This window comes from Bifidobacterium sp. LH_558 (genome assembly GCF_056356295.1).
Genome location: NZ_JBKETZ010000006.1, coordinates 1 through 20401, shown reverse-complemented (window position 1 = coordinate 20401; position 20401 = coordinate 1). Strand labels below are relative to the sequence as shown.

The following is a 20401-nucleotide window of genomic DNA, read 5'->3' as shown; positions in this document are numbered from 1 at the left end:
ATCTGCCAGTTGGTGGCGATTCATCCACGCTTAGATGCCTCTCAGCGTGGATGATTTGCTGGTTGGCGGCGATTCATCCACGCTTAGACACCTCTCAGCGTGGATGGATTGATAGTTGGTGGCGATTCATCCACGCTGACTGTTCTGAGCGTGGATGGATTGACTGTTACCGTCGAATCGTCCACGCTGAGAGGTGCCTAAACGTGGACGAATTGCTAGTTGGGGGCGAATCATCCACGCTGATGGTTTGCGCCGCCCAAAGCAGGAAGCCCCGCCATGGGGCGGGGCTCAAGTTCCTGCCGAGCTGAAGCCCGATTGCGACAGCCCACTGGACTGCCGCTACGTTTCGGCTGGATCAGCCGACTCAGACAAGGAAACCCCCGCCATGGGGCGGGGCTCAAGTTCCTGCCGAGCTGAAGCCCGATTGCGACAGCCCACTGGACTGTCGCAACGCTTCGGCTGGATCAGCCGATCAAAACAGGAAGCCCCGCCAAGGGCGGGGCTCAAGTTCCTGCCGAGCTGAAGCTCGGCTGCGACAGCCCACTGGGCTGTCGCAACGCTTCGGCTGATGGATCAGCCGAAGCGTCCAGAGATATATCGTTCGGCTTCGGCGTTTTGGGGGTTGTTGAACATCGTGACGGTGTCCGCGAAATACTCCAGATGGCCCGGCTGGCCCACGGCCTTCAGGTTGAAGAACGCCGTGTAGTCGGCGATGCGGGCGGCCTGCTGCATGTTGTGGGTCACGATCACGATGGTGTAGTCGCTTTTCAGCTCGTTGATCAGATCCTCGACGGCGAGCGTGGAGATCGGGTCGAGCGCGGAGCAGGGCTCGTCCATCAGCAGTACCTGCGGGTGCACGGCCACGGCGCGGGCGATGCACAGACGCTGCTGCTGGCCGCCGGACAGACCGATACCAGGGTTGTCAAGACGGTCCTTGACCTCTTCCCACAGGTTCGCGCCGCGCAGGGCCCACTCGACCAGGTCATCCGCGTCGGACTTGGCGAGGCGTTTGTTGTTCAGGCGCACACCGGCGAGCACGTTCTCGCGGATCGACATGGTGGGGAACGGGTTCGGACGCTGGAACACCATGCCCACGTCGCGGCGCACGGCCACGGGGTCGATGTCCTTGCCGTACAGGTTCTTGCCTTCGAGCAGCACCTCGCCCTCGACGCGCGCGCCGGGGATGATCTCGTGCATGCGGTCGAGCGTGCGCAGCACGGTCGACTTGCCGCAGCCGGAGGGGCCGATGAACGCGGTGACCTTGTTCGGCTCGATGTTGATGTTCACGTCCTCCACGGCCAGGAAGTTGCCGTAGTAGATGTTCTCGTGGATGACGTCAATACGTTGTCCCATGATGGTTCCTTCTGATTCCTAGGGTCTAGCGTTCCGACTTGACGGCGAAGATCTTCGCCACGACGCGGCCGATCAGGTTGAGCAGCAGCACGATGATGATGAGCACGAGGGCGGCGGCCCAGGCGCGCTCCATCGGGATGGTGGTCACGCAGGTGGCGTCGGCGCCCGCCGGACAGTTGGCGTTCAGCTTCGAATACTCCTGGTAGACGTACACCGGCAGGGTGGTCATCTGCCCGGAGAACAGGTTGAAGTTCGTCGAGGAGATGAAGCCTGCGGTCATCAGCAGCGGCGCGGTTTCGCCGATCACTCGCGCGATGGCGAGGATCGCGCCGGAGACGATGCCCGGCAGCGCGGTGCGCAACACGATTTTGGTGATGGTGCGCTGCTTGGTGACGCCCAGCGCATAGGAGGCCTCGCGCAGATCGTTCGGCACGATCTTGAGCATCTCCTCGCTGGACTTGACCACGGTGGGGATCATCAGCAGCGACAGGGCCACGGATCCCTCGAAACCGTTGATGGTGCCGGGGCCGAGCAGAATCGTGAACATCGAGAAGGCGAACAGGCCGGCCACGATGGAAGGGATGCCGCTCATCACGTCGACCAGCAGCGAAATCACCTGGGCGAGCTTGCCTCGGTTGGAGTACTCCACCAGATACACCGCGCACATCAGGCCGATGGGGATGGAGATGAGCATCGCGCCCGCGGTGATCTCCAGCGTGCCGATGATGGCGTGCTGCACGCCGCCGTAGCCGCCGGACGGCGTCTGGTTGCCGCCGATCACGTTGGTCATGTTGTAGCTCAGGAAGTTGAGGTTGAGCCGCTTGACGCCGTTGGCGATGGTGGTCCACAGCACGGAGATCAGCGGCACCAGCGCCACCACGAAGGCCAGCGCGATGATGACCCGCATGGCGAGGTCCTTGGTTTTGCGCGCCTGCTCGGAGGAACGGGTGGGCTTGAATTTGTCGAAGTCGATGACGGGCGCGCCGCTCATCGGGGTTTTCTCAGCGGCACTCATCACGCACTCGCTTTCTCGGTGATCTTGCGGGCGATGAAGTTGACCACGAAGGTGATGAGGAACAGGATCAGACCGGTTCCGATCAGCGTGGAGACGCCCAGATCATTGGCTTCGGGATACTGCGCGGCGATGTTCGCGGCGATGGTCTGGTTCTGCGAGGCCTGCAGCAGTTTGATGGAGTAGTTGAGTCCGGGCGAGAGAATCATCAGCACGGCCATCGTCTCGCCCAGCGCGCGGCCCAACGCCAGCATGGAGGCGGATACGATGCCGGACTTGCCGAACGGCAGCACGGCAAGCTTGATCATCTCCCATTTGGTCGCGCCCAGCGCCAGCGCCGCCTCCTCATGCAGGCGCGGGGTCTGCAGGAAGATGTCGCGCGACAGCGAGGTGATGATCGGCAGGATCATCACGGCGAGCACCACGGCCACGGTGGCCACGGTGCGCGAGGGGTTGGCGGCGGGGCCTTCGAACAGCGGAATCCAGCCGAGATAGGTGGCCACCCAATTCCAGAACGGGTAGATGGCGGGCACCAGAATCAGGCCGCCCCACAGGCCGTAGATCACCGACGGGATGGCGGCGAGCAGGTCGACCACGTAGCTCAAAGCGGTGGCGAGCTTCTTCGGCGCGTAATGCGAGATGAACAGCGCGATGCCGATGGAGATGAAGAAGGCGATCACCAGCGCCAGCAGCGAAACGAGCACCGTGCCGAACAGCAGCGGCCCGACATACTGCCAGAAGTTGGTGGCCTTGCCGCCGGTGAAGCTGGCGATGGTCTCACTGTTGGCCTGTTGGTCGCCGCCGATCAGCGGCCAGGCGCGGAAGAACAGGAACAGGAACACCGCGGCGAGCACCGCGAGGATCAGGATGCCGCAGGCGTAGGCCACACCTTTGAACACCTTATCCGCGGTTTTGCCGCCGGCCGCCTGTTCGGCCGTTGTGCGTTGCGAACTCACAGGTTCTCCTTCATTGCGAATCTGATGCAACCATCGTAACCCAAGAGGCGGGCGCGCCACAGGCACGGGGGATGATTCCGGCCCGTGCCTGCAGCGCCTATGCCCGTCCGCTCGGGTTCGTCTGATGGATGGCGGTCACTACTTGGGGTCCTACTTGGTCTGGATGGCCTCGATGGACGCGGCGACCTTCTCGCTCAGACTGCTCGGCAGCGGAGCGGTGCCGGCGGCGTTCTGCGCGGCCTGCTGGCCTTCGTCGGAGGTCACGTAGGTGAGCCATTCCTTGACGAATTCGGCGGTGTCGGCGTCGGCGTAGGCCGGGCAGGCGATGTCGTAGGAGACCAGCACGATCGGGTAGGCGCCGTCGGCCTCGGTGTTGTGGTTGAGCTTGACGACCACGCGGTTCTCACCGGTGACGGTTTCGTCGAGCTCGGAATCCTCGACCACCTTGGAGCCGGCGTCGGCGGAGATTTCGGTGTACTGGTCGCCCACCTTGACGGCCACGGTGCCGAGGTCGCCCACCTGCGAGAAGTCGGCGTAGCCGATGGTGCCGTCGGCCTGCTTGACAGTGCTGATCACGCCGGAGGTGCCCTTGGCGCCCTGGCCGACCTCGTTGGGCCAGTTTTCGGACAGGTCGTAGGTCCAGTCGTTCGGAGCCACGTCCTTGAAATAGCTCACGAAGTTCTGCGTGGTGCCGGACTTGTCGGAGCGGTGCACCACGGTGATCGCGGTGTCGGGCAGGTCGAGGTCGGGGTTCTGGTCGGCGATGGCCGAATCGTTCCACTTGGTGATCTTGCCGTCGAAGATCTTGGCGATGGTGGAGGCGTCCATATTGATGTGCTCGCCCTCGTCGGAGACGCCCTTCAAGTTGAACACCACGGCGATCGGGGAGATGTAGACGGGCACGTCGAAGGCGGTGGTGCCGTCGGCGCAGGCCGCGTCCTTGGACTGCTCGACCTCGTCGTCGGAGAGGGCCTTGTCGGAGCCGGCCCAAGCGATCGCGCCGGTCAGGAAGGAGCTCACGCCGGCACCGGATCCGGTCGGATTGTAGGCCACGGTCACGCCGGGGTGGGCGGAGGTGAAGCCGGAGATCCACGCGTCGACGGCGGCCTGCTGAGAGGAGGCACCCGCGCCGGCGAATTCGCCGGACAAGGTGGAGGAACCGGAATTCGAGCCGTCGTCGATGGCGACGTTGTCGCCACAGGCGGCGACGGAGGCGAGCATGGCGATGCCGGACAGCGCGGCAAGGGAGCGCACGAGAGCATTCTTACGCATGATTCTTATTTTCCCTCTATCAATGTTTTTCGCGGCCGAAGCCGCTGTGTCATTGCTTGACACATACCAGCCTATGGGATTTCAGCGGGGTTCCGCGCCGAAATCAGTGAACGGAAGATGAACAATCATCAATTTTATATCCCAAACCGCGCACGGTGGTCAGATACTGCGGATGCGCAGGATCCTCCTCGATTTTGGCGCGCACGCGCTTGACATGCACGTCGAGGGTTTTGGTGTCGCCCACATAGTCCGAGCCCCAGATGCGGTCGATGAGCTGATGCCGGGTGAGCACGCGCCCCTTGTGCTGCATCAGATATTCAAGCAGTTCGAATTCCTTGAGCGGGAAGAACACATTCTCGCCGCGCACGGTGACCTCATGCTGCCCGATCTGCATGGCGATATCGCCGCAGACCAGCGGCAGGTCGGCGTCCGCGTTACCCGAAGCCTGCGCGACGTCTTGGTTGCGGCGCAGCACGGCCCGGATGCGCGCGAGCAGCTCACGGAAGGAGTACGGCTTGGTCACGTAATCGTCCGCCCCGATTTCCAGCCCGACGACCTTGTCAATCTCCGCGCTTTTGGCGGTGAGCATGATGATCGGCACGTGGCTTTGCTCGCGGATACGACGGCACAGCGAGGTGCCGTCGATGCCGGGCAGCATCAGGTCGAGCAGCACCAGGTCGATGCCGCCTTGGGTGAACAGCTCCAGTCCCTCCTCGCCGGTGGCCGCGGCGGAGACGTCGTAGCCTTCGCGGGTGAGCTGGTAGACCAGCGGCTCGCGGTAGGATTCCTCGTCCTCGACGATCAGAATGCGTGTCATTTCGCCCTTTCTTGAATCTCTTGGGTGGCTTGCCCCTGCCTTTCGGCGGCTGGCAGTTCGATGGTGAATGTGGAGCCTTCGCCTTCGCGCGACCACACGTTGATGGTGCCGCCGCAGTCCTGAACGCAATGCTTGACGATCGCCAGCCCCAGTCCGGTGCCGCCGGTGGCCCGCGAGCGCGCCGGGTCCACGCGGTAGAAACGTTCGAAGATGCGGCCGAGCGAGGCCTGCGGGATGCCGATGCCTTGGTCGATGACGCGGATGGTCGCCGTGCCGTTCTGTTCGCAGACCGCTACGTTGACGGTGGTGTGTTCGGGCGAGTATCGGATCGCGTTTTCGATGAGGTTTTTGACCGCGGTGGTGAGGGATTCCTCGTCCGCGGTCACCATCACGTCGTGTTGCGCGTCGGAATCCGCCATGCCTTGCGCGAGGTCCGCGGAATCGCGCGCGATGTCTGTATCGAGTTCCGTGCCATCCGAAGCACCCGTGGGTTCCGCGCTCCGCAGGTCTTCGCCGGCGATTCCAGCGTCCGTGGGTACGGGCTTGCCCGCGCAGGAAAGCCGCAGGTCGATATGTTTGGCCGCGGCCTGCACACGGTTCTCAGCGATGGCCTCGCGCGCCACGGCGAGCACCGACAGCCGTTGGGCTGCGGGCAGGGCGGTGTTGTCCTGCGCTTTCTGCAGGTCGATCAGCCGATGCACCAGTTCGGTGAGCCGTTCGGATTCCTTGGAGACGCGCCCGGAGAAGTAACGCACGGCGTCCGGATCGTCGGCCGCGTCGGCGATGGTTTCGGCAAGCAGGGCGATCGCGCCCGCCGGGGTTTTCAGCTCATGGGAGACGTTGGTGACGAAGTCGCGGCGCATCGCCTCGAAGCGGCGCTGCTCGCTCATATCGCTTAAGAGGATCGTGAAGCGCGTGGGAGAGATCGCGCCCACACGCACGTTGAGGTATCGCGTATGCGAGGGGGCGGATTGCCCGGCCCGCACGCCGCGACCGCTGCTGGGTTCGGCGGCTTCGGCGGCGGCAGGGTCGATGGGCATGCGCACCTCGCGTTCGCGGGTTTCGCCGTCGCTCACAACTTGGGCGAGGATGTCCCCCACCTCCGGCGAGACGAGACGGGACGCCTCGACCAGACCGAGCGGCATCGCATCGGCACTGGCATAGTGGACGCGGCCGTGGGCGTCCGTGATAATCACGGCGTCCGTCATCACTTGGATAAAGCCTTCCTCGGCGGCGCGCACAGGCAGATTGGGCCCGAACAGCGATGCGTCGGCGTTCTGTGGCGAGCCGGCACCAGCCGAACCAGTCGAGCCAATCGGACCGACCGCTCCCCCGCCGGCGTATCGGGAACGGGCATCGCGTTCGCCCGCGTCACGGCCGCGCATATAGGCGAGCGCGACCGCCATCGCCAGCACGGCCACGGCGACCAGCGCCGGCAGTGCGATCTGCCACCATTGCATCATGCGATCCTTTCGTCCATTCGCCCTCCCAGACTATCGCCGGTCACGCAAAACATGGCCATTGGACCGCAGAAGTTCAACTGGAATTCACTTTGGCTTCCGGACGTACCAGTGCGAAATGCAACGCCCCTCACCGGCGTCTTGCCTTGCGGCGGGCAGGTGAGGGGCGGATTCCACGAACAACTGGCTCGCGGACGCTCGCTACAGACGTTTGACGATGTCGACGGCGAGACGGGCGGCGGTGTCGGCGTATTCGGAGATGTCGAACTCCTTGAACACCTCGTAGTCGGTGTCGGCGTTGTCGCTCATGGCGCGGATCACCAGCGCGGGGACATCGTTGCGTGCGGCGACGTGGGCCACGGCCGCGCCCTCCATCTCCACGGCGTCGGCGCCGGTGGCGTTCACCACCTCCATCACTTTGGCGGGGCTGTCGACGAAGTAGTTGCCGGAGGCGATGATACCGGTGATATGCGTGGCGCCCGCGGCGGTGAGCGCCTCATCGGCCACGCGCAGCAGATGCTCGTCGGAGTGGAATTCCTCGACCGGTTCGGTGGCGGTGCCGGGCTTCCACTGGCCGACCAGACGCATGTCGGTGTCGAGGTAGCGCAGGGTGCCGCCGAGCACCACGTCGTTGATGTGCAGGTCGCGGTTGAGGTTGCCGGCGATGCCGGTGAAGATCAGCGCGTCCGGGCGGTAGACGTCGATGAGATGCTGCGTGGTGGCGGCCGCGTTCACCAGGCCCATGCCGCCGACGGTGGCCGCCACGGCGACGGTTTCGCCCGCGTTCGTGGCGATGGTGCCGCGGGAGACGGTCAGGCTCGCGGCTTTGTCAACTTCGACGTTATCCAGCGCGCCGGCGATCAGCGCCACTTCCTCATCCATCGCGCCGATAATCGCGATCGTCTTCATACTCTGTGCTCCTTCCATGTAATCGCGCAACGTCAGCTCCAGCGGCGGGTGGCGACGGCTTCGGCGAGTTCGCGCAGCAGGTCTGCCGTGTCGGCCCAGCTGATGCATTTGTCGGTGATCGACTTGCCGTACACCAGCTCCTTCAATGGCGCGGCGGGCTGGTTGCCGCCCTCGAGGAAGCTTTCCATCATGATGCCGGTGATGCCGCGCTCCCCGGCGGCGATGCGGCCTGCGATGTCGCGCACCACTTCGGCCTGACGATGCTCGTCCTTGCCGGAGTTGCCGTGCGAGCAGTCCACGATCACGCCATGCGAGGCGGCGCAGTCGGCCGGCATCATCGCACGGATGTCGTCCATCGCGGCCGCCACGGACGCGGCGTCGTAGTTGGGACCGTGGATGGAGCCGCGCAGCACCACATGACAGTCGGGATTGCCGAGCGTCTGGATCGAACAGGCGCGTCCCTTATGGTCGATGCCGAAGAACGCATGCCGTTGCGCGGCGGAATAGCAACCGTTGACCGCGGCCTTGACCGAGCCGTCGGTCGCGTTTTTGAATCCCACCGGCATCGACAGGCCGGAGGCGAGCTGGCGGTGGATCTGGCTTTCCGTATTGCGCGCACCGATCGCACCCCAGCTGACCGCGTCCGCGATGAACTGCGGCGATGTGGGCTCAAGGAATTCCGTGGCGGCGGCCAGCCCGCAGCCCAGCACATCGAGCAGGATGCGGCGGGCCAGCAACAGGCCTTTGCGAATATTGTGGCTGCCGTCGATGTCGGGATCGTTGATCAGACCCTTCCAACCGACCGTGGTACGCGGCTTCTCGAAATACACGCGCATCACGATAAGCAGATGCTCGTCGAGCTCGTCCTTCAGCTTGGCCAGCCGGCGGGCGTAGTCGAGCGCGGCGGCCGGATCATGCACGGAGCAGGGGCCGACGATCACCAGCAGGCGGTCGTCCATGCCGGTCAGGCAGGCGCGGATCTCGTCGCGCGAATACGAGACGATCTGCTGCGCGGCCTCGTCCAACGGCATGTCGGTAAGCACCTGCGCGGGCGTGGGCAGCGGCTCGAGCTCGATGACGCGGCGGTTGATAATGCGGTTGACGCCGACCATATCCTCCCAGCGGGGCACGTCGGTGGCGACTAGCGGATTCTTGCCTTCGTCCATCGCCTGCTTGATGACGCGAAGGTCCTCGGCGATGTCGCGAGGCTTGTCGTTCGGCTGCATAGTCTTACTCTCCTTGGTTCTCTCCCAAGAATAACCGACCCCGTTCCGCGCGGGAAACGGGGTCGGTTTTCAAACTCAAGCCAGGCGGCGAATCATCATCCGCAGGCCGGCATAGGGCGCGGCGGATGGGCCGGAGCGCTTTCGGTGGAGAACCGCAGATCAGAGGGCGCGACGGGCGGTGACGGCGTCGGCCAGCTTGTACAGCAGTTCGGACGTGCGATCCCACGGCACGCAGGAGTCGGTAACGGACTGGCCGTACACCAGCTGGTCGAGCGGCGCGGGCTTCTGATTGCCGGCGACCAGGAAGCTTTCCATCATCACGCCGAGAATGCCCCGCTCGCCGGTGGCGACGCGCTCGGCGATCTCCTCGACCACCTCGGCCTCGCGCACCTCATCCTTGCCGCAGTTGCCGTGCGCGGCGTCGATCACCAAACCATGCTCGCTGGGACCGCCCGCCTTCGAAGCCTTCAGCGACTCCAAGGCCTCCGCCACGGACGCGGCGTCATAGTTGGGGCCGTGGCTGGAGCCTCGCAGCACCAGATGGCAGTCGGGATTGCCCTTGGTTTCGGCGGAGATCACACGGCCGTCGAGGTTGATCGACAGGAAATGATGCTCGAACGCGGCCGCGAAGCAGGAATCGGCCGCCGCTTTGATGGAACCGTCGGTGGAGTTCTTGAATCCCACCGGCATCGACAGGCCGGAGGCGAGCTCGCGGTGCACCTGGCTTTCCGTATTGCGCGCGCCGATCGCGCCCCAGCTGATCAGATCGCAGATGTACTGCGGGGTGATCGGGTCGAGCCATTCGGTCGCGGTCGGCAGGCCCAGGCTGAGCACGTCGGTGAGCACTTTGCGCGCCATCCACATGCCTTTGCGGATATTGAAGCGGCCGTCGAGGTCGGGATCGTTGATCAGGCCCTTCCAACCGATGGTGGTGCGCGGCTTTTCGAAATACACGCGCATCACAATGACCAGACGATCCTCAAGCTCGCGCTTGACGGCGGCGAGCTTTTCGGCGTATTCGTGCGCCGCCTTGGGGTCGTGGATCGAACAGGGGCCGACGATCACCAGCAGACGGTCGTCGCGGCCGTGCAGCACATCGCGGATCTCCTGGCGAGAATGCAGCACCAGCTCGCTCATCTCGTCGGTGAGCGGCAGCTCCTTCAGAAACGCGCGGGGCGCGGGAATCGGGTCGAGCTGACGGATGTTGACGTCCACCGTCTCCGGAAAGACGGCCTGCTCCCCCAAGCGACGATCGTCTTCGGAACTATCCGGACCGCGCAATGCTGCCATGCCGACTCTCCTCTCTGCTTGCGAATGTATGGAATACGCACGGGCGTATACGAACACCCCACCTTAATGGATGGGGTGCGATACGCGAAACCGGTGCCCGTTACGTGGAACGTCGCCCAGCTGCACGCGGCGTCAGGCGGCTTTCTTCTGGCACATCAGCAGATGGTCGGCCACCATCACGGTCTCCCCACGCTGGTTGATGATGGCGAGACGCTCGGTCACGACGCCTTGGTCCGCGTGCTTGGGCGAGTCCTTCTTCTCGTGAATGGTCACCTCCGTGTGGATGGTGTCGCCGATGAACACCGGCTTGATGAAGCGCAAATGGTCATAGCCGTAGGAGAAGGCCACCGGATTGACGAACGATGCGGTCAGGCCGACGCCCACGCTGAAGGTGAGTGTGCCGTGGGCGATGCGCTGCCCGAATTCGGTGGTTTTGGCGAATTCGGCATCCATATGGTGGGGGAAGAAGTCGCCGGTCTGCCCGGCGTGGATCACGAAATCCGCTTCGGTGATGGTGCGGGCGCCGGTCACGCGCGTGCTGCCCAGCTCGTAATCCTCGAAATACAATGTCTGTTCTGCCATGATGCTTCCTTTCTTAAAATGGTGTGGGCGGGAACACCCCGCCCATGCGTTCTATTGGGATGCTGTGCGGCGATGCCGCGCCGTCACAGGTATTCCGCGTTGTTCTGCCCGATGGTCGGAGCCGCCGGACCGCCCTTGTATCGTTCGCCGTCGATGCGGATCGGGCAGCAGGTGGTGGCGATGGTGACACCGTTGGGACGACGCACCTCCTGCACCATGTCGAGCGCCTGGAACGCCTCCGTGCCCATCAGTGTGTCCCAGGTGTACACATCCGCGCACCAGACATCCGCGGGTTCGAGAATCGACAGCCAATGGGCGGTGGTTTCGCCCGCGAGGTGATCGACCAGCACCCGTTTGATCTCGTCGCGCTTGCGATGCCAGTCGTCCGGATCCGTGTATCCGAGCAGTTGCTCGCATCCGATCAGCTCGCCGAGCCGGGGAATGGGGATCATGGCGAGCGCCAGATAGCCGTCCGCCGTGGCGTAGATGCCGTATGGGGCGCTGATGTAGGCGTTGGCGTTGTTGACGGCGCTGCGTTGCGGCAGCTTACGTCCGTCGTTGAGGTAGGTGGTGAGCACCTCGAACTGCATGTCCAGCAACGCCTCCAACAGGCTGACGTGCACATGCGCGCCGATGCCGGTGCGTTTGGCGCGCAACAGGCCGGCCATCACGCCTTGGACAAGCAGCTGCCCCGCGAACAGGTCGGCCACCGACAGTCCCATCGGGGTTGGCGGTTGGTCGGCGTTGCCGTTCAGCCAGCAGATTCCCGACAGCGCTTGGGCCAGCAAATCCTGCCCGGGTTTACTGTTCCACGGCCCGTCTTCGCCATAGCCGCTCACCTCGCCGTACACCAGACGTGGATTGATTGCCGTCATGGCGTCGTATCCCACGCCGATGCGGTCGGCCACGCCCGGGCGGTAGTTGACGACCATCACGTCGGCCTCGCGCACCAGCCTCTCCAGCACGGGTCGACTGTTTGGATCCTTCAGATCGAGCGCGATGGCCTTCTTGTTGCGGTTGATCGCGTGGAACAGCGAACTGTCGCCGTCGATCACGCAGTCGGAGATATACAGCGATCGGCAGATGTCGCCGCCTCCGGGCCGTTCGATTTTCAGCACCTCGGCACCTAGGTCGGCCAGTCGCAGGGTGGCCGAGGGCGCGGAAAGGAACTGGCTCAGATCCAACACTTTGACGCCTTGCAACGGTTTCATCGCACCGCTCCTTCCTGCGCGTTCGCGTCCTTCACGTTCGTGTCGAGTCCGAATTCGGCGACGATCCGTTCGGTGTCGGCGCCCAACCGCGGAGCCGGCTTCGAGGACGGACGCTCCTCGCCGAGGAAGCGTATCGGACAGCGTGTGGTGAACAGCGAGGGGTCGCCTTCGCGCGCGACATCCTGGATGAAGTCGAGAGCTTTGAACGCATCGGAGGCGACCAGCCGCTCCCAGGTGTACACGTCGGAGCACCAGACGCCGGCCGGCTCCAGCAGCGACAGCCAATGGTCGGTGGTGTCGCCCAGCAGCGCCTCGCCGATCTCGCGTTTGATCTCATCGCGTTTGGTGAACCATTCGGCCTCGTCGGTGCGGGCTGCCACCGCGGCGGAGCCGATCAGCTCGCCGATACGGCTCACCGACCCCATGGCGAGCGCCAGATAGCCGTCCGCCGTCTCGTAGATGCCGTACGGCGCGGCCAGATAGGCATGCGCGTTGTGGTAGGCGCTGCGTTGGGGCGCGCGGCGTCCGTCGTTGAGGTAGGTGGTGAGCACTTCGAACTGCATGTCGAGAATCGACGACAGCAGGCTGACTTCCACGCGACCGCCCTCGCCGGTGGTCTCACGGCGAATCAGGCAGGAGAGGATGCCTTCGACCAGATGCACGCCGGTGTAGGAGTCCGCGAGGGACAGAGCGAAGGGCATAGGCGGCTGTCCGTCATCGCCGTTAAGCCATGCGAGACCGGACAGCGACTGCACCAGCAGATCCTGTCCGGGTTTGCCCACCCAAGGGCCCACCGCGCCGTAGCCGCTGACCGAACCGTAGACGAGACGCGGATTCAACGCCTTGACATCGTCGTAACCCAGTCCCATCTTCTGCATCACACCGGGACGAAAGGCTTCGATCAGCACATCCGCCTGGGCGATCAGCCGCTTCACTTTGGCGAGGTCATCCGGATCTTTCGTGTTCAGCGCGACGCTTTCCTTATTGCGGTTGATCGCGTGGAAGTTGACCGCGTCGCCATCCGACCACAGTCCCTCCAACGCCAGACGCCTGGATCCGTCTCCCACTCCGGGACGCTCGATTTTAATCACGCGCGCGCCGAGGTCGGCCAGACGCATCGCGGCGGACGGGCCGGCGAGATACTGGCAGAAGTCGAGGACCACCATGCCCTCAAGCGGTTTCATCATTGCTCCTTACTGCTCGCGCGAACGCACATACAAGGCATCCAACTGGTCGAGCACGGCCTCGGCGGCGCCGTCGCCGCGCACGAAGTCCTGGATGAACCCGCCCGCGTTGTCTTGGAAGGTGAGATATCCACTGTAGCGTGGACGCATGTAGCTCGCGTCCAAGGTTTCCAGCGTGTCCGCGAAGAAACCGAGCGTCGTGCGGTTGCACTCCTCGTCCAGCCATGCGGCGCGGTGCCCGGGCTGGCCGCCGTTATCGGCGAACAGGGTGCGCTGCACCTCGCCGGACGCCGCGTATGCGACGAAATCGGCGGCTTCGCGCGGATGTTGGGTGCCGGCGGAGATGGCCAGGCCGGTGCCGCCGAGCACGCCGGTGACCAGCCTGCCGGCGTATGTCGGCACGTTGCCCGCTTTGAGCGCATGGTCGGCGTAGCCGCGGCGCGAATAGTTCACATAGCCGTACACCCACGGGCAGTAGCTGAGCGTGTCCGACTTGGCGAGCTGCTCGTGCAGTTCGATGGTGCTCCATTCGAACACGGCCGGATCGCAGAGCCTGGCCAGACGGCGCATGTCCTCGAGCACCTGAACACCGGTGGCGCGGTCCACGACATGCTCCTCCCCCGGCGCGAACAGACGGCCGCCGGCGGTGTTGCACAATCCGATGAAATCCATCAGCAGGTATTGCGGGGTGCCGGCGAAGGCCACGACGCCCTGCTTCGCCAGCTCAAGCACGTCGTCGAAGGTCGACGGAACATCGCCGGCCGGCAGTCGGTCGGGTCGCCACACGGCCACCGGCGAGGCGGCGTCGATGGCGAGCGCGCTTTGGAATCCGTCGAAGTCGTAGCTGGCGCACGACTGGCCGACCGAGTTGGCGCGCTGGTCGGCCATGTAGTCGGCGTCGAGCCATTCGTCGAGCGGGAGCAGCACATTGTGTGCCGCGGCGAATCCCGCCCATGGATGGTCGATGATCAGCAGGTCGTATTCGGCGGCCAACTGGTCGATGGGTTTGCTTTCGAATTCCGTCAGGGACCGCTTGTGCCAGGTGATGTCGAATCCGGGGTGCAGTTCGGCGTAGCGCTGGGTGATGCCCACGATGGAGGTGAAGCCACGGCTGTGGCCCCACGTGATGCCTTTGAGTTGTACAGACATATCGCCTCTCTTCTTGGATGTCTGTGGGTTGGAGGCCGACGGAGCCAGGACTCCGCCGGCGCGGATGGTTGATGATGGTCGCGAGGTCAGCCGATGAGGTTGTCGGCGATCGCGCGGTCCACTCGGGCGGCGGCTTCGGCGCCGAGCGGCAGGAACGGCTTGCGCACTTCGCCCACGTCGAATCCGCGCGCCGTCATCGCGTGCTTGATCGAGGGGAACAGTCCCTCACGCATGATGACTTCCATGAAGTTGTTGGCTCTGATCTGCAGGTCGCGCGCGGTGTCGAGGTCGCCGGATTCGAAGGCCCGTATGATGGCGTTGAAGTGCGGCAGCGTGAAGTTGAAGGTCGACCCGACGAATCCGTCGCAGCCCATGGCCAGGAACGCGACCATAAGGTTCTCGAACCCGCCGAAGATCTTCAGATCCGGGTTGATGGCGCGCAGGCGGTCCATCTCATACAGGTCGAGGTTGGTGTGCTTGAATCCGGCGATCGACCCGCTGGCGAACATCGCGCGGGTGTCCGCGTTGTAGAAGTCCAACGTGCGATGGGTGTTCATCGGAATGTTGTAGTAGTAGACGCCTTCGCCGATGGCCGACGCGATGTCGTCGTAGTACGAGGCGACCGCGGCCGGCGAGTAGCCGAAATAGATCGGCGGAGTCGCGGCCACGCGCTGGTAGCCCATCTGCTTGGCGGCGGTCGCGTATCGCACGGCTTCGTCGGTGCCGCAGGAGCCGACATGGGCGAACAGTGTGCACCGGTCCTTGTATTCGGCGAACACCTCGAACAGGTGCAGTCGCTCCTCGGGGGTTAGCAGGAAGCATTCTCCGCTCGATCCCTCCACGAAGAAGCCCGCCGCCCCCTCATCGAGATTCCTTTCCACCAGCCGACGGATGAGTTCGTCGTCGATGGCGCCGTTGTCGTCGTATGGCACGATGGCCGCCACATACAGCCCTTCCATGTCGTGCGCTCCTTTCTTGCACATTGCGCAATGATGTCCTTACCGCCCGCGGACCTAGTCGAGGTGGTACACCTGCTCCATATCGACCCAAGGCCCGTCTTCGGTGAACGGCTTCATGCACGGCACCACGGCCGCCCACCATTCCTGCGTGGTGGGGTCAGCAGCCATTTTGGCCATATCGGCCTCGTAGTCGTCGCCGACGTACTCGTAGTAGGAGAACAGCAGACCGTCGTAGTAGTAGATGGAGTAGTTCTGCAGGTTGCAGGCCTTGATCATCTCGTTGACGCCCGCGAAGGGGTTGGCGTGGAAGGCTTTGTATTTGGCGTATCCTTCGGGGCCGTCGGCTCGGGACACGCTGCCGAATCGTTGGATGGTGTTGCTCATGGGGTTCTCCTTGTGGATGTTGTCGTGTGATGAATGGGTGGTGGGGAGGGAAGGGTGACGAGGTTACAGGCCGTAGACGCGCTCGGCGTTGGATGCGAAGAACGCCTCGCGCGCGCCCGGTTCCAGATCGGCGGTGATGTCCAGCATGGCGCGGATCCACTCATCGAGCGTGAGCGCCACGTTCAGCACGGGGAAGTTGGAGGCGAACATAAGCCGGTCCGAGGGGAAGGACGCGAACGCCACATTCACGGCCCTGCCGAGCGTCTGTACGCTCCACGGCTGCGCCGGGTTCAGTCCCGACACCTTGCACACCGTGTTGTCCAGCCTGCCCAGTTCGTCCATATTGCGCTTCCAAGCGTCCAGATACGCCGCGTCGCCGTCTTGGGGATGTTCGAGTCCGGCGATGTCGGCATCGACGATGCCCATATGGTCCACGATCACCGTGGTCTGCGGGCAACGGCGGGCCAGCGTGGCCAGATCGGCGAGTTCGGGATTGCGCACGCATCCCTCGAACACCAATCCCAGCTCGCCGAGCAGACGCACGTTGTCGGTGAACGTCTCTCCCAGACAGGTGCCCGGTGCCGCGGAGGGCACATGCAGCACCTGTCGCACGCCTTTGATCTGCGGATGTTCGGCCCAGGGGCGGATGTAGTCCGCGAATCCCGGATCGCTCAGGTCGCCGCTGATGCAGGCGCCCGCAAAAGGTGTGACGGGATCGTCGACGAGCTCCACGGCGAGGGCGTTCTCGCGAGGCCTCTCGTCGGCGGCCATATCGACCTCGATGTAGACGGCCTTGTCGATGGAATAGTCGCCTTGGCCCTGCTGCTCGGCCTGGTAGTCGGCGGCCGACCAGACGCGGTTCAGCGTCGGGCCTTCGCCGTCGAGCCAAGGCAGCCGGTACTCATCGGTGTTCCAAACGTGGACGTGGGTGTCGACGATACGCATGTCATGTGCCTTTCGCGGGTGGTGAGGGGATCAGATTTCGTAGTCGGCCACGGCCACTCCGCCGTCGGCGCTGGAACGGTAGGCCGCCTCGACCACGCACATGGTGTGGTAGGCGTCCTCGACGGAGTTCATGTACTCGTACGACGGATCGTCGAGCTTCTTCATCAGACCGCCCATCGTGCCGATGAAGGCCTCGTTGAACCAGCTGCCGCGCACGGGGACGTCCTGCCATTCGCCCGTCTCGTAGGTGTACAGCTCCACCTTGTCGGGCTCGCCATCCGGATAGTCGTACATCAGGCCGAGCTTGATGCGGATCGCGCCCTTGGTGCCTTCGAGCTTGAGGATCGACTCCTGGTACTTCTTGCCGTAGTCATGGTTGAAGTTGATGTGCAGGTTGACGCGCAGATCCGGGCCGTAGTCCATGATGATCGACGTGCGGGTCTGCGCGAGGTCGCGCATCTTGGGGTGCTGCATGGTCTTGCAGTACACGGTGGTCGGGTCGCCCACGAAGCTGCGGATGTTGTCGATGTAGTGGATCGAATGGTAGTTGATCTCGACGCGGTCCTTCGGGAAGAGGAAGGGCCACAGGTTCCACGGCTGCGTGCCGACCAGACGGTGGTCGACGTCGACGATTTCGCCGATCACGCCGTCGTTGACCAGCTTGCGCGCCGCCAGCATGTAGGGGGCCTGCCGCAGCTGGAAGTTGACGCCGGCGGTGAGGTTCTTGCGACGGCAGATCTCGAGGATGCGACGGGCCTCTTCGATGCTTTCGCCCATCGGCTTCTGCATGAGCACGCCCGCGCCATCGGGCAGCTTCTCGAGGATGTCGGCGGTGGCGTTGGCGGGAACGGCGATGTCGTAGACCGCGTCGTGCTTCTCACCGTATTCGATGATCTCTTCCAGCGTGTCGGCCACGAAGTCGGCGCCTGCGATTTCGGCGGCCTTGACGGCGGCCTCCTTATTGACGTCGTAGGTGCCGATCACCGGATATCCCGCGAGCTTGTAGGCCGGATAATGCGAGCCGGTGACGATGCCGCCGGTGGCGATGGATACGATCGGGCGCGGATGGGCGGGCATTTCGGGAACGTAGTTGAGCTCTTCGAGGGCGGAGACGTTATCGACTGCCATGTGGATGGTCCTTTCTTGGATACTGCGTTGTATGCGTTTGGATGATGCGTCGCCGCGGCGCTTAGGCCATGCCGTTGGCGATGCCTACGACGAACAGGGAGACGATGATGATCGCGTTGCCGATAAGCGCCACGTTGCGCGCCTTCGGATGGCCCTTCCATTCGCCGTCCTTGAAGCCCCAGAGGTTGGCGATGATCAGGGCAAGACCGTTGAACGCGACCCAGCCGACCACAGGTCCGAAGTCGCCCAGCAGGGCGGTGGCCATCGCGTAGACGCCGAGGGCGGCGAACCAGACGAAGGAGGTGAGCAGCACCTTGCCGTACGCCTTGAGGCAGCCGGGCTTGGTGTAGTCGGTGTAGGTCTTGTTCTTGATGAGCTTGTAGACGGCGTAGCCGAAGTTGGCGAGGAAGCCACCGAAGAACACGACGGGCCACTGCAGCAGATTGGCGTACATCGGGGTCACGCCCGCCTCGGTGGCGAGGTTGACCGGATAATTCGAGAAGGAGCCGCCGATGTTGATGGCCGCGGAGCCGGCGCCGGATGCGAGCGCCATGATGAAGCCGACCATGAACAGCGACTTCGTCTTGGACTTCGCGTCCTGCTTGTCTTCAACCTTGACAGTGTCGTTCTTCATGAAGCCGGCCTTGGACAGCACGGCGACGCCGCCCAGCAGGATGGCCTGGCCGACCAGCAGCAGGATAAGCGAGGAGGCGGAGGGGAACGTGCCCAGCACGAACATCGGAATCAGCGAGCCCAGCAGGTTCGACAGGCCCAGGTTGATGCCGGTGACCAGCGAAACGCCGATGTAGTTGATGGCCAGGCTGTACCAGATGGAGCTGATTCCCCAGAAGAAGCCGCAGGCCGCTCCGGTGACCAGCGTGACCATCGGGGTCGAGGTCAGGTACGAGAAGTAGTCGGGCACTAGAATGGCGCACCAGATATGCGGCATCAGCAGCACGCCGATAATCGAGAACAAGGCCCAGAAGGCTTCCCATGAGAATGGCTGGTACTTCTTGAAACAGATTCCGAAGCTTCCTTGGAACACCGTTGCAATCAGAAGCACAAGAAAACCGACAGCTACCATTGCTTTCTCCTTGTGTAAGTGTGGTACTCAGTTGTCGCTTGCTCCTGGCTCCTCTTTTCTTGCTTCAGAGGCGTAGCTTCCTTGCTGCCCAAGTGTGAGCCAGGTCACAGCTAAACTTTATACACAATTTTAGAAACTTTCAAGCGCGTGTCGCAAATCTCGGGTATGATGTGAACATCTCCCAGACTCACAGGGAACCACACGGCACCGCATCCGCCCATCACGATCCGAAAGCTTCCGGCAGCAATGCGGCACCGGCAGACGAGAAGAGGATGAGGATATGAGCACGGACACCATCACACGCAAAGCCAAACTGGCGCAGATCGCCGAAGAGGCCGACGTCTCGCTCTCCACCGTCTCCAAAGTGGTCAACGGCAGAAGCGGCGTCGCCGAGCAGACGCGGAAAACCATCGAGAAGCTGCTGGACAAGTACGGCTATTCCAAATCCCTCGCCAGCACCAAAACCTCGCGTTCCATCGAATTCGTTATCGCCTCGCTGGAAAACAACGGATCCTTCGAACTGGCCAAAGAACTGGTCTACCAAGCGCGTGAATTCCATGTGGGCATCACCGTCACCCGCCTCGAGGGAAGCGGCGATGTGAACGAGTGTTTCCGCGACATCATCGACCGCAACCCCATGGGCGTGATCACACTGCTGTCCACCATGCCGCAGGAGGGGGCGAAACTGCTGGAATCACGCAATATCCCCTATGTGATCATCAACTCCTACGGACAGATCAACGACGACCTGCTGGGCATCGACATCGACAACTGGCGAGGAGGGTTCGACGCCACGCAACACCTCATCGATCTGGGGCACACCCGCATCGCGGCCATCACCGGCCCCTCCGACCGCCAGTCCTCCACCGCGCGACTGTCGGGATACGAGGCCGCGCTGGGCAAGGCCGGACTGCCGGTGGACCGGCGGCTGGTGGTGGAGGGCGACTACACCTCGCAGACCAGCTATCACGCGGCCATCCAACTGCTCGAACTCGACGAGCCGCCCACGGCTGTGTTCTGCTTCGACGACCTGATGGCGGTGAGCCTATACAAGGCCGCGCAGGAGCGAGGCATCTCGATCCCCAACGACCTCTCCGTCATCGGCTTCGACGACACCTACCCCTCCCCCTACCTCTCTCCGGCGCTGACCACTGTGAGGCAGCCTTTCGACCTGATCGCCCGCAAGGCGCTGAAGATGGTCTGCGAGGCCCGCGACAACGCGCTTGAGGACCGCTACATCATTCTCCCCACGCAGATCGTTCGCCGCGAAAGCACAATGACGCCGACGCGATAAGGAAGATATTTTCCATTTTTCTTCTTCAATTTTCCATCCATGCGCTATGCTTGAAGTTAGCGGCATAAGCCGTAGTCACACAACCACTAGCTTCAAAGGAGAGCATGTAATGGTCTATCGGATGATTTTCAACCAGACGGCGTATTTCGGTCGCGGCGCGATCCAGGAGATCCCGGGCGTGGCCAG

The 20401-nt window shown here is 63.4% G+C and carries 19 protein-coding genes; 1 reads left to right on the top strand and 18 read right to left on the bottom strand.

The window, feature by feature from the left end; all coding sequences use genetic code 11:
- Positions 1–573 precede the first annotated feature (573 nt).
- From pstB to AC1AV0_RS08395, 18 genes are all read right to left on the bottom strand, one after another.
- On the bottom strand, positions 574–1353 hold the full coding sequence (pstB, locus tag AC1AV0_RS08480) for a phosphate ABC transporter ATP-binding protein PstB (RefSeq protein ID WP_476573037.1): 780 nt from the start codon (positions 1351–1353) through the stop codon (positions 574–576).
- A gap of 25 nt (positions 1354–1378) precedes the next feature.
- Positions 1379–2368: a phosphate ABC transporter permease PstA gene (gene pstA, locus AC1AV0_RS08475; protein WP_476573035.1), complete on the bottom strand. Its 990-nt coding sequence runs from the start codon at positions 2366–2368 to the stop codon at positions 1379–1381.
- The gene (gene pstC / locus AC1AV0_RS08470) at positions 2368–3321 is read right to left on the bottom strand and encodes a phosphate ABC transporter permease subunit PstC (RefSeq protein WP_476573033.1); all 954 of its coding nucleotides are present in this window, start codon (positions 3319–3321) and stop codon (positions 2368–2370) included. Before pstC ends, pstA begins: the two co-directional genes overlap by 1 nt.
- 150 nt (positions 3322–3471) lie before the next feature.
- Positions 3472–4593, bottom strand: coding sequence for a phosphate ABC transporter substrate-binding protein PstS (gene pstS / locus AC1AV0_RS08465; protein WP_476573031.1), 1122 nt, complete (start codon positions 4591–4593; stop codon positions 3472–3474).
- Positions 4594–4696: 103 nt separating this feature from the next.
- Positions 4697–5410, bottom strand: coding sequence for a response regulator transcription factor (locus tag AC1AV0_RS08460; RefSeq protein ID WP_476573029.1), 714 nt, complete (start codon positions 5408–5410; stop codon positions 4697–4699).
- The gene (locus AC1AV0_RS08455; RefSeq protein WP_476573314.1) at positions 5407–6870 is read right to left on the bottom strand and encodes a sensor histidine kinase; all 1464 of its coding nucleotides are present in this window, start codon (positions 6868–6870) and stop codon (positions 5407–5409) included. Before AC1AV0_RS08455 ends, AC1AV0_RS08460 begins: the two co-directional genes overlap by 4 nt.
- Positions 6871–7071: 201 nt before the next feature.
- Positions 7072–7779: a 5'-methylthioadenosine/S-adenosylhomocysteine nucleosidase gene (gene mtnN, locus AC1AV0_RS08450; RefSeq protein WP_476573027.1), complete on the bottom strand. Its 708-nt coding sequence runs from the start codon at positions 7777–7779 to the stop codon at positions 7072–7074.
- Between the two features lie 32 nt (positions 7780–7811).
- Complete coding sequence (locus AC1AV0_RS08445; protein WP_476573025.1) at positions 7812–9005, bottom strand: 3-deoxy-7-phosphoheptulonate synthase; 1194 nt, start codon at positions 9003–9005, stop codon at positions 7812–7814.
- Between the two features lie 159 nt (positions 9006–9164).
- Positions 9165–10295, bottom strand: coding sequence for a 3-deoxy-7-phosphoheptulonate synthase (locus tag AC1AV0_RS08440; protein ID WP_476573023.1), 1131 nt, complete (start codon positions 10293–10295; stop codon positions 9165–9167).
- A 132-nt stretch (positions 10296–10427) separates the two neighbouring features.
- Positions 10428–10877 (bottom strand): MaoC/PaaZ C-terminal domain-containing protein, encoded by a 450-nt coding sequence (locus tag AC1AV0_RS08435; protein ID WP_476573021.1) that lies wholly within the window; start codon positions 10875–10877, stop codon positions 10428–10430.
- Between the two features lie 83 nt (positions 10878–10960).
- Positions 10961–12088 (bottom strand): CaiB/BaiF CoA transferase family protein, encoded by a 1128-nt coding sequence (locus AC1AV0_RS08430; RefSeq protein ID WP_476573019.1) that lies wholly within the window; start codon positions 12086–12088, stop codon positions 10961–10963.
- A complete protein-coding gene (locus AC1AV0_RS08425; protein WP_476573017.1) occupies positions 12085–13275 on the bottom strand; it encodes a CaiB/BaiF CoA transferase family protein in 1191 nt (396 codons plus the stop codon). Before AC1AV0_RS08425 ends, AC1AV0_RS08430 begins: the two co-directional genes overlap by 4 nt.
- Before the next feature lie 6 nt (positions 13276–13281).
- On the bottom strand, positions 13282–14421 hold the full coding sequence (locus AC1AV0_RS08420) for an extracellular solute-binding protein (RefSeq protein ID WP_476573015.1): 1140 nt from the start codon (positions 14419–14421) through the stop codon (positions 13282–13284).
- An 86-nt stretch (positions 14422–14507) separates the two neighbouring features.
- Positions 14508–15380, bottom strand: coding sequence for a dihydrodipicolinate synthase family protein (locus AC1AV0_RS08415; RefSeq protein WP_476573013.1), 873 nt, complete (start codon positions 15378–15380; stop codon positions 14508–14510).
- A gap of 54 nt (positions 15381–15434) precedes the next feature.
- Entirely contained in the window at positions 15435–15764 is a 330-nt protein-coding gene (locus AC1AV0_RS08410) for an L-rhamnose mutarotase (protein WP_476573011.1), read from the bottom strand.
- Between the two features lie 63 nt (positions 15765–15827).
- On the bottom strand, positions 15828–16709 hold the full coding sequence (locus AC1AV0_RS08405) for an amidohydrolase family protein (protein WP_476573009.1): 882 nt from the start codon (positions 16707–16709) through the stop codon (positions 15828–15830).
- Positions 16710–16739: 30 nt separating this feature from the next.
- Positions 16740–17837, bottom strand: a complete 1098-nt coding sequence (locus tag AC1AV0_RS08400) for a Gfo/Idh/MocA family protein (protein ID WP_476573007.1) — start codon at positions 17835–17837, stop codon at positions 16740–16742.
- A 61-nt stretch (positions 17838–17898) separates the two neighbouring features.
- On the bottom strand, positions 17899–18921 hold the full coding sequence (locus tag AC1AV0_RS08395; RefSeq protein WP_476573005.1) for an L-rhamnose/proton symporter RhaT: 1023 nt from the start codon (positions 18919–18921) through the stop codon (positions 17899–17901).
- Positions 18922–19201: 280 nt separating this feature from the next.
- Between AC1AV0_RS08395 and AC1AV0_RS08390 the strand changes: the two genes are divergently transcribed.
- Positions 19202–20215 carry a LacI family DNA-binding transcriptional regulator gene (locus tag AC1AV0_RS08390; protein WP_476573004.1) on the top strand — a complete coding sequence of 338 codons (1014 nt, stop codon included), beginning with the start codon at positions 19202–19204 and terminating at the stop codon, positions 20213–20215.
- The last annotated feature ends 186 nt before the right edge of the window (positions 20216–20401 follow it).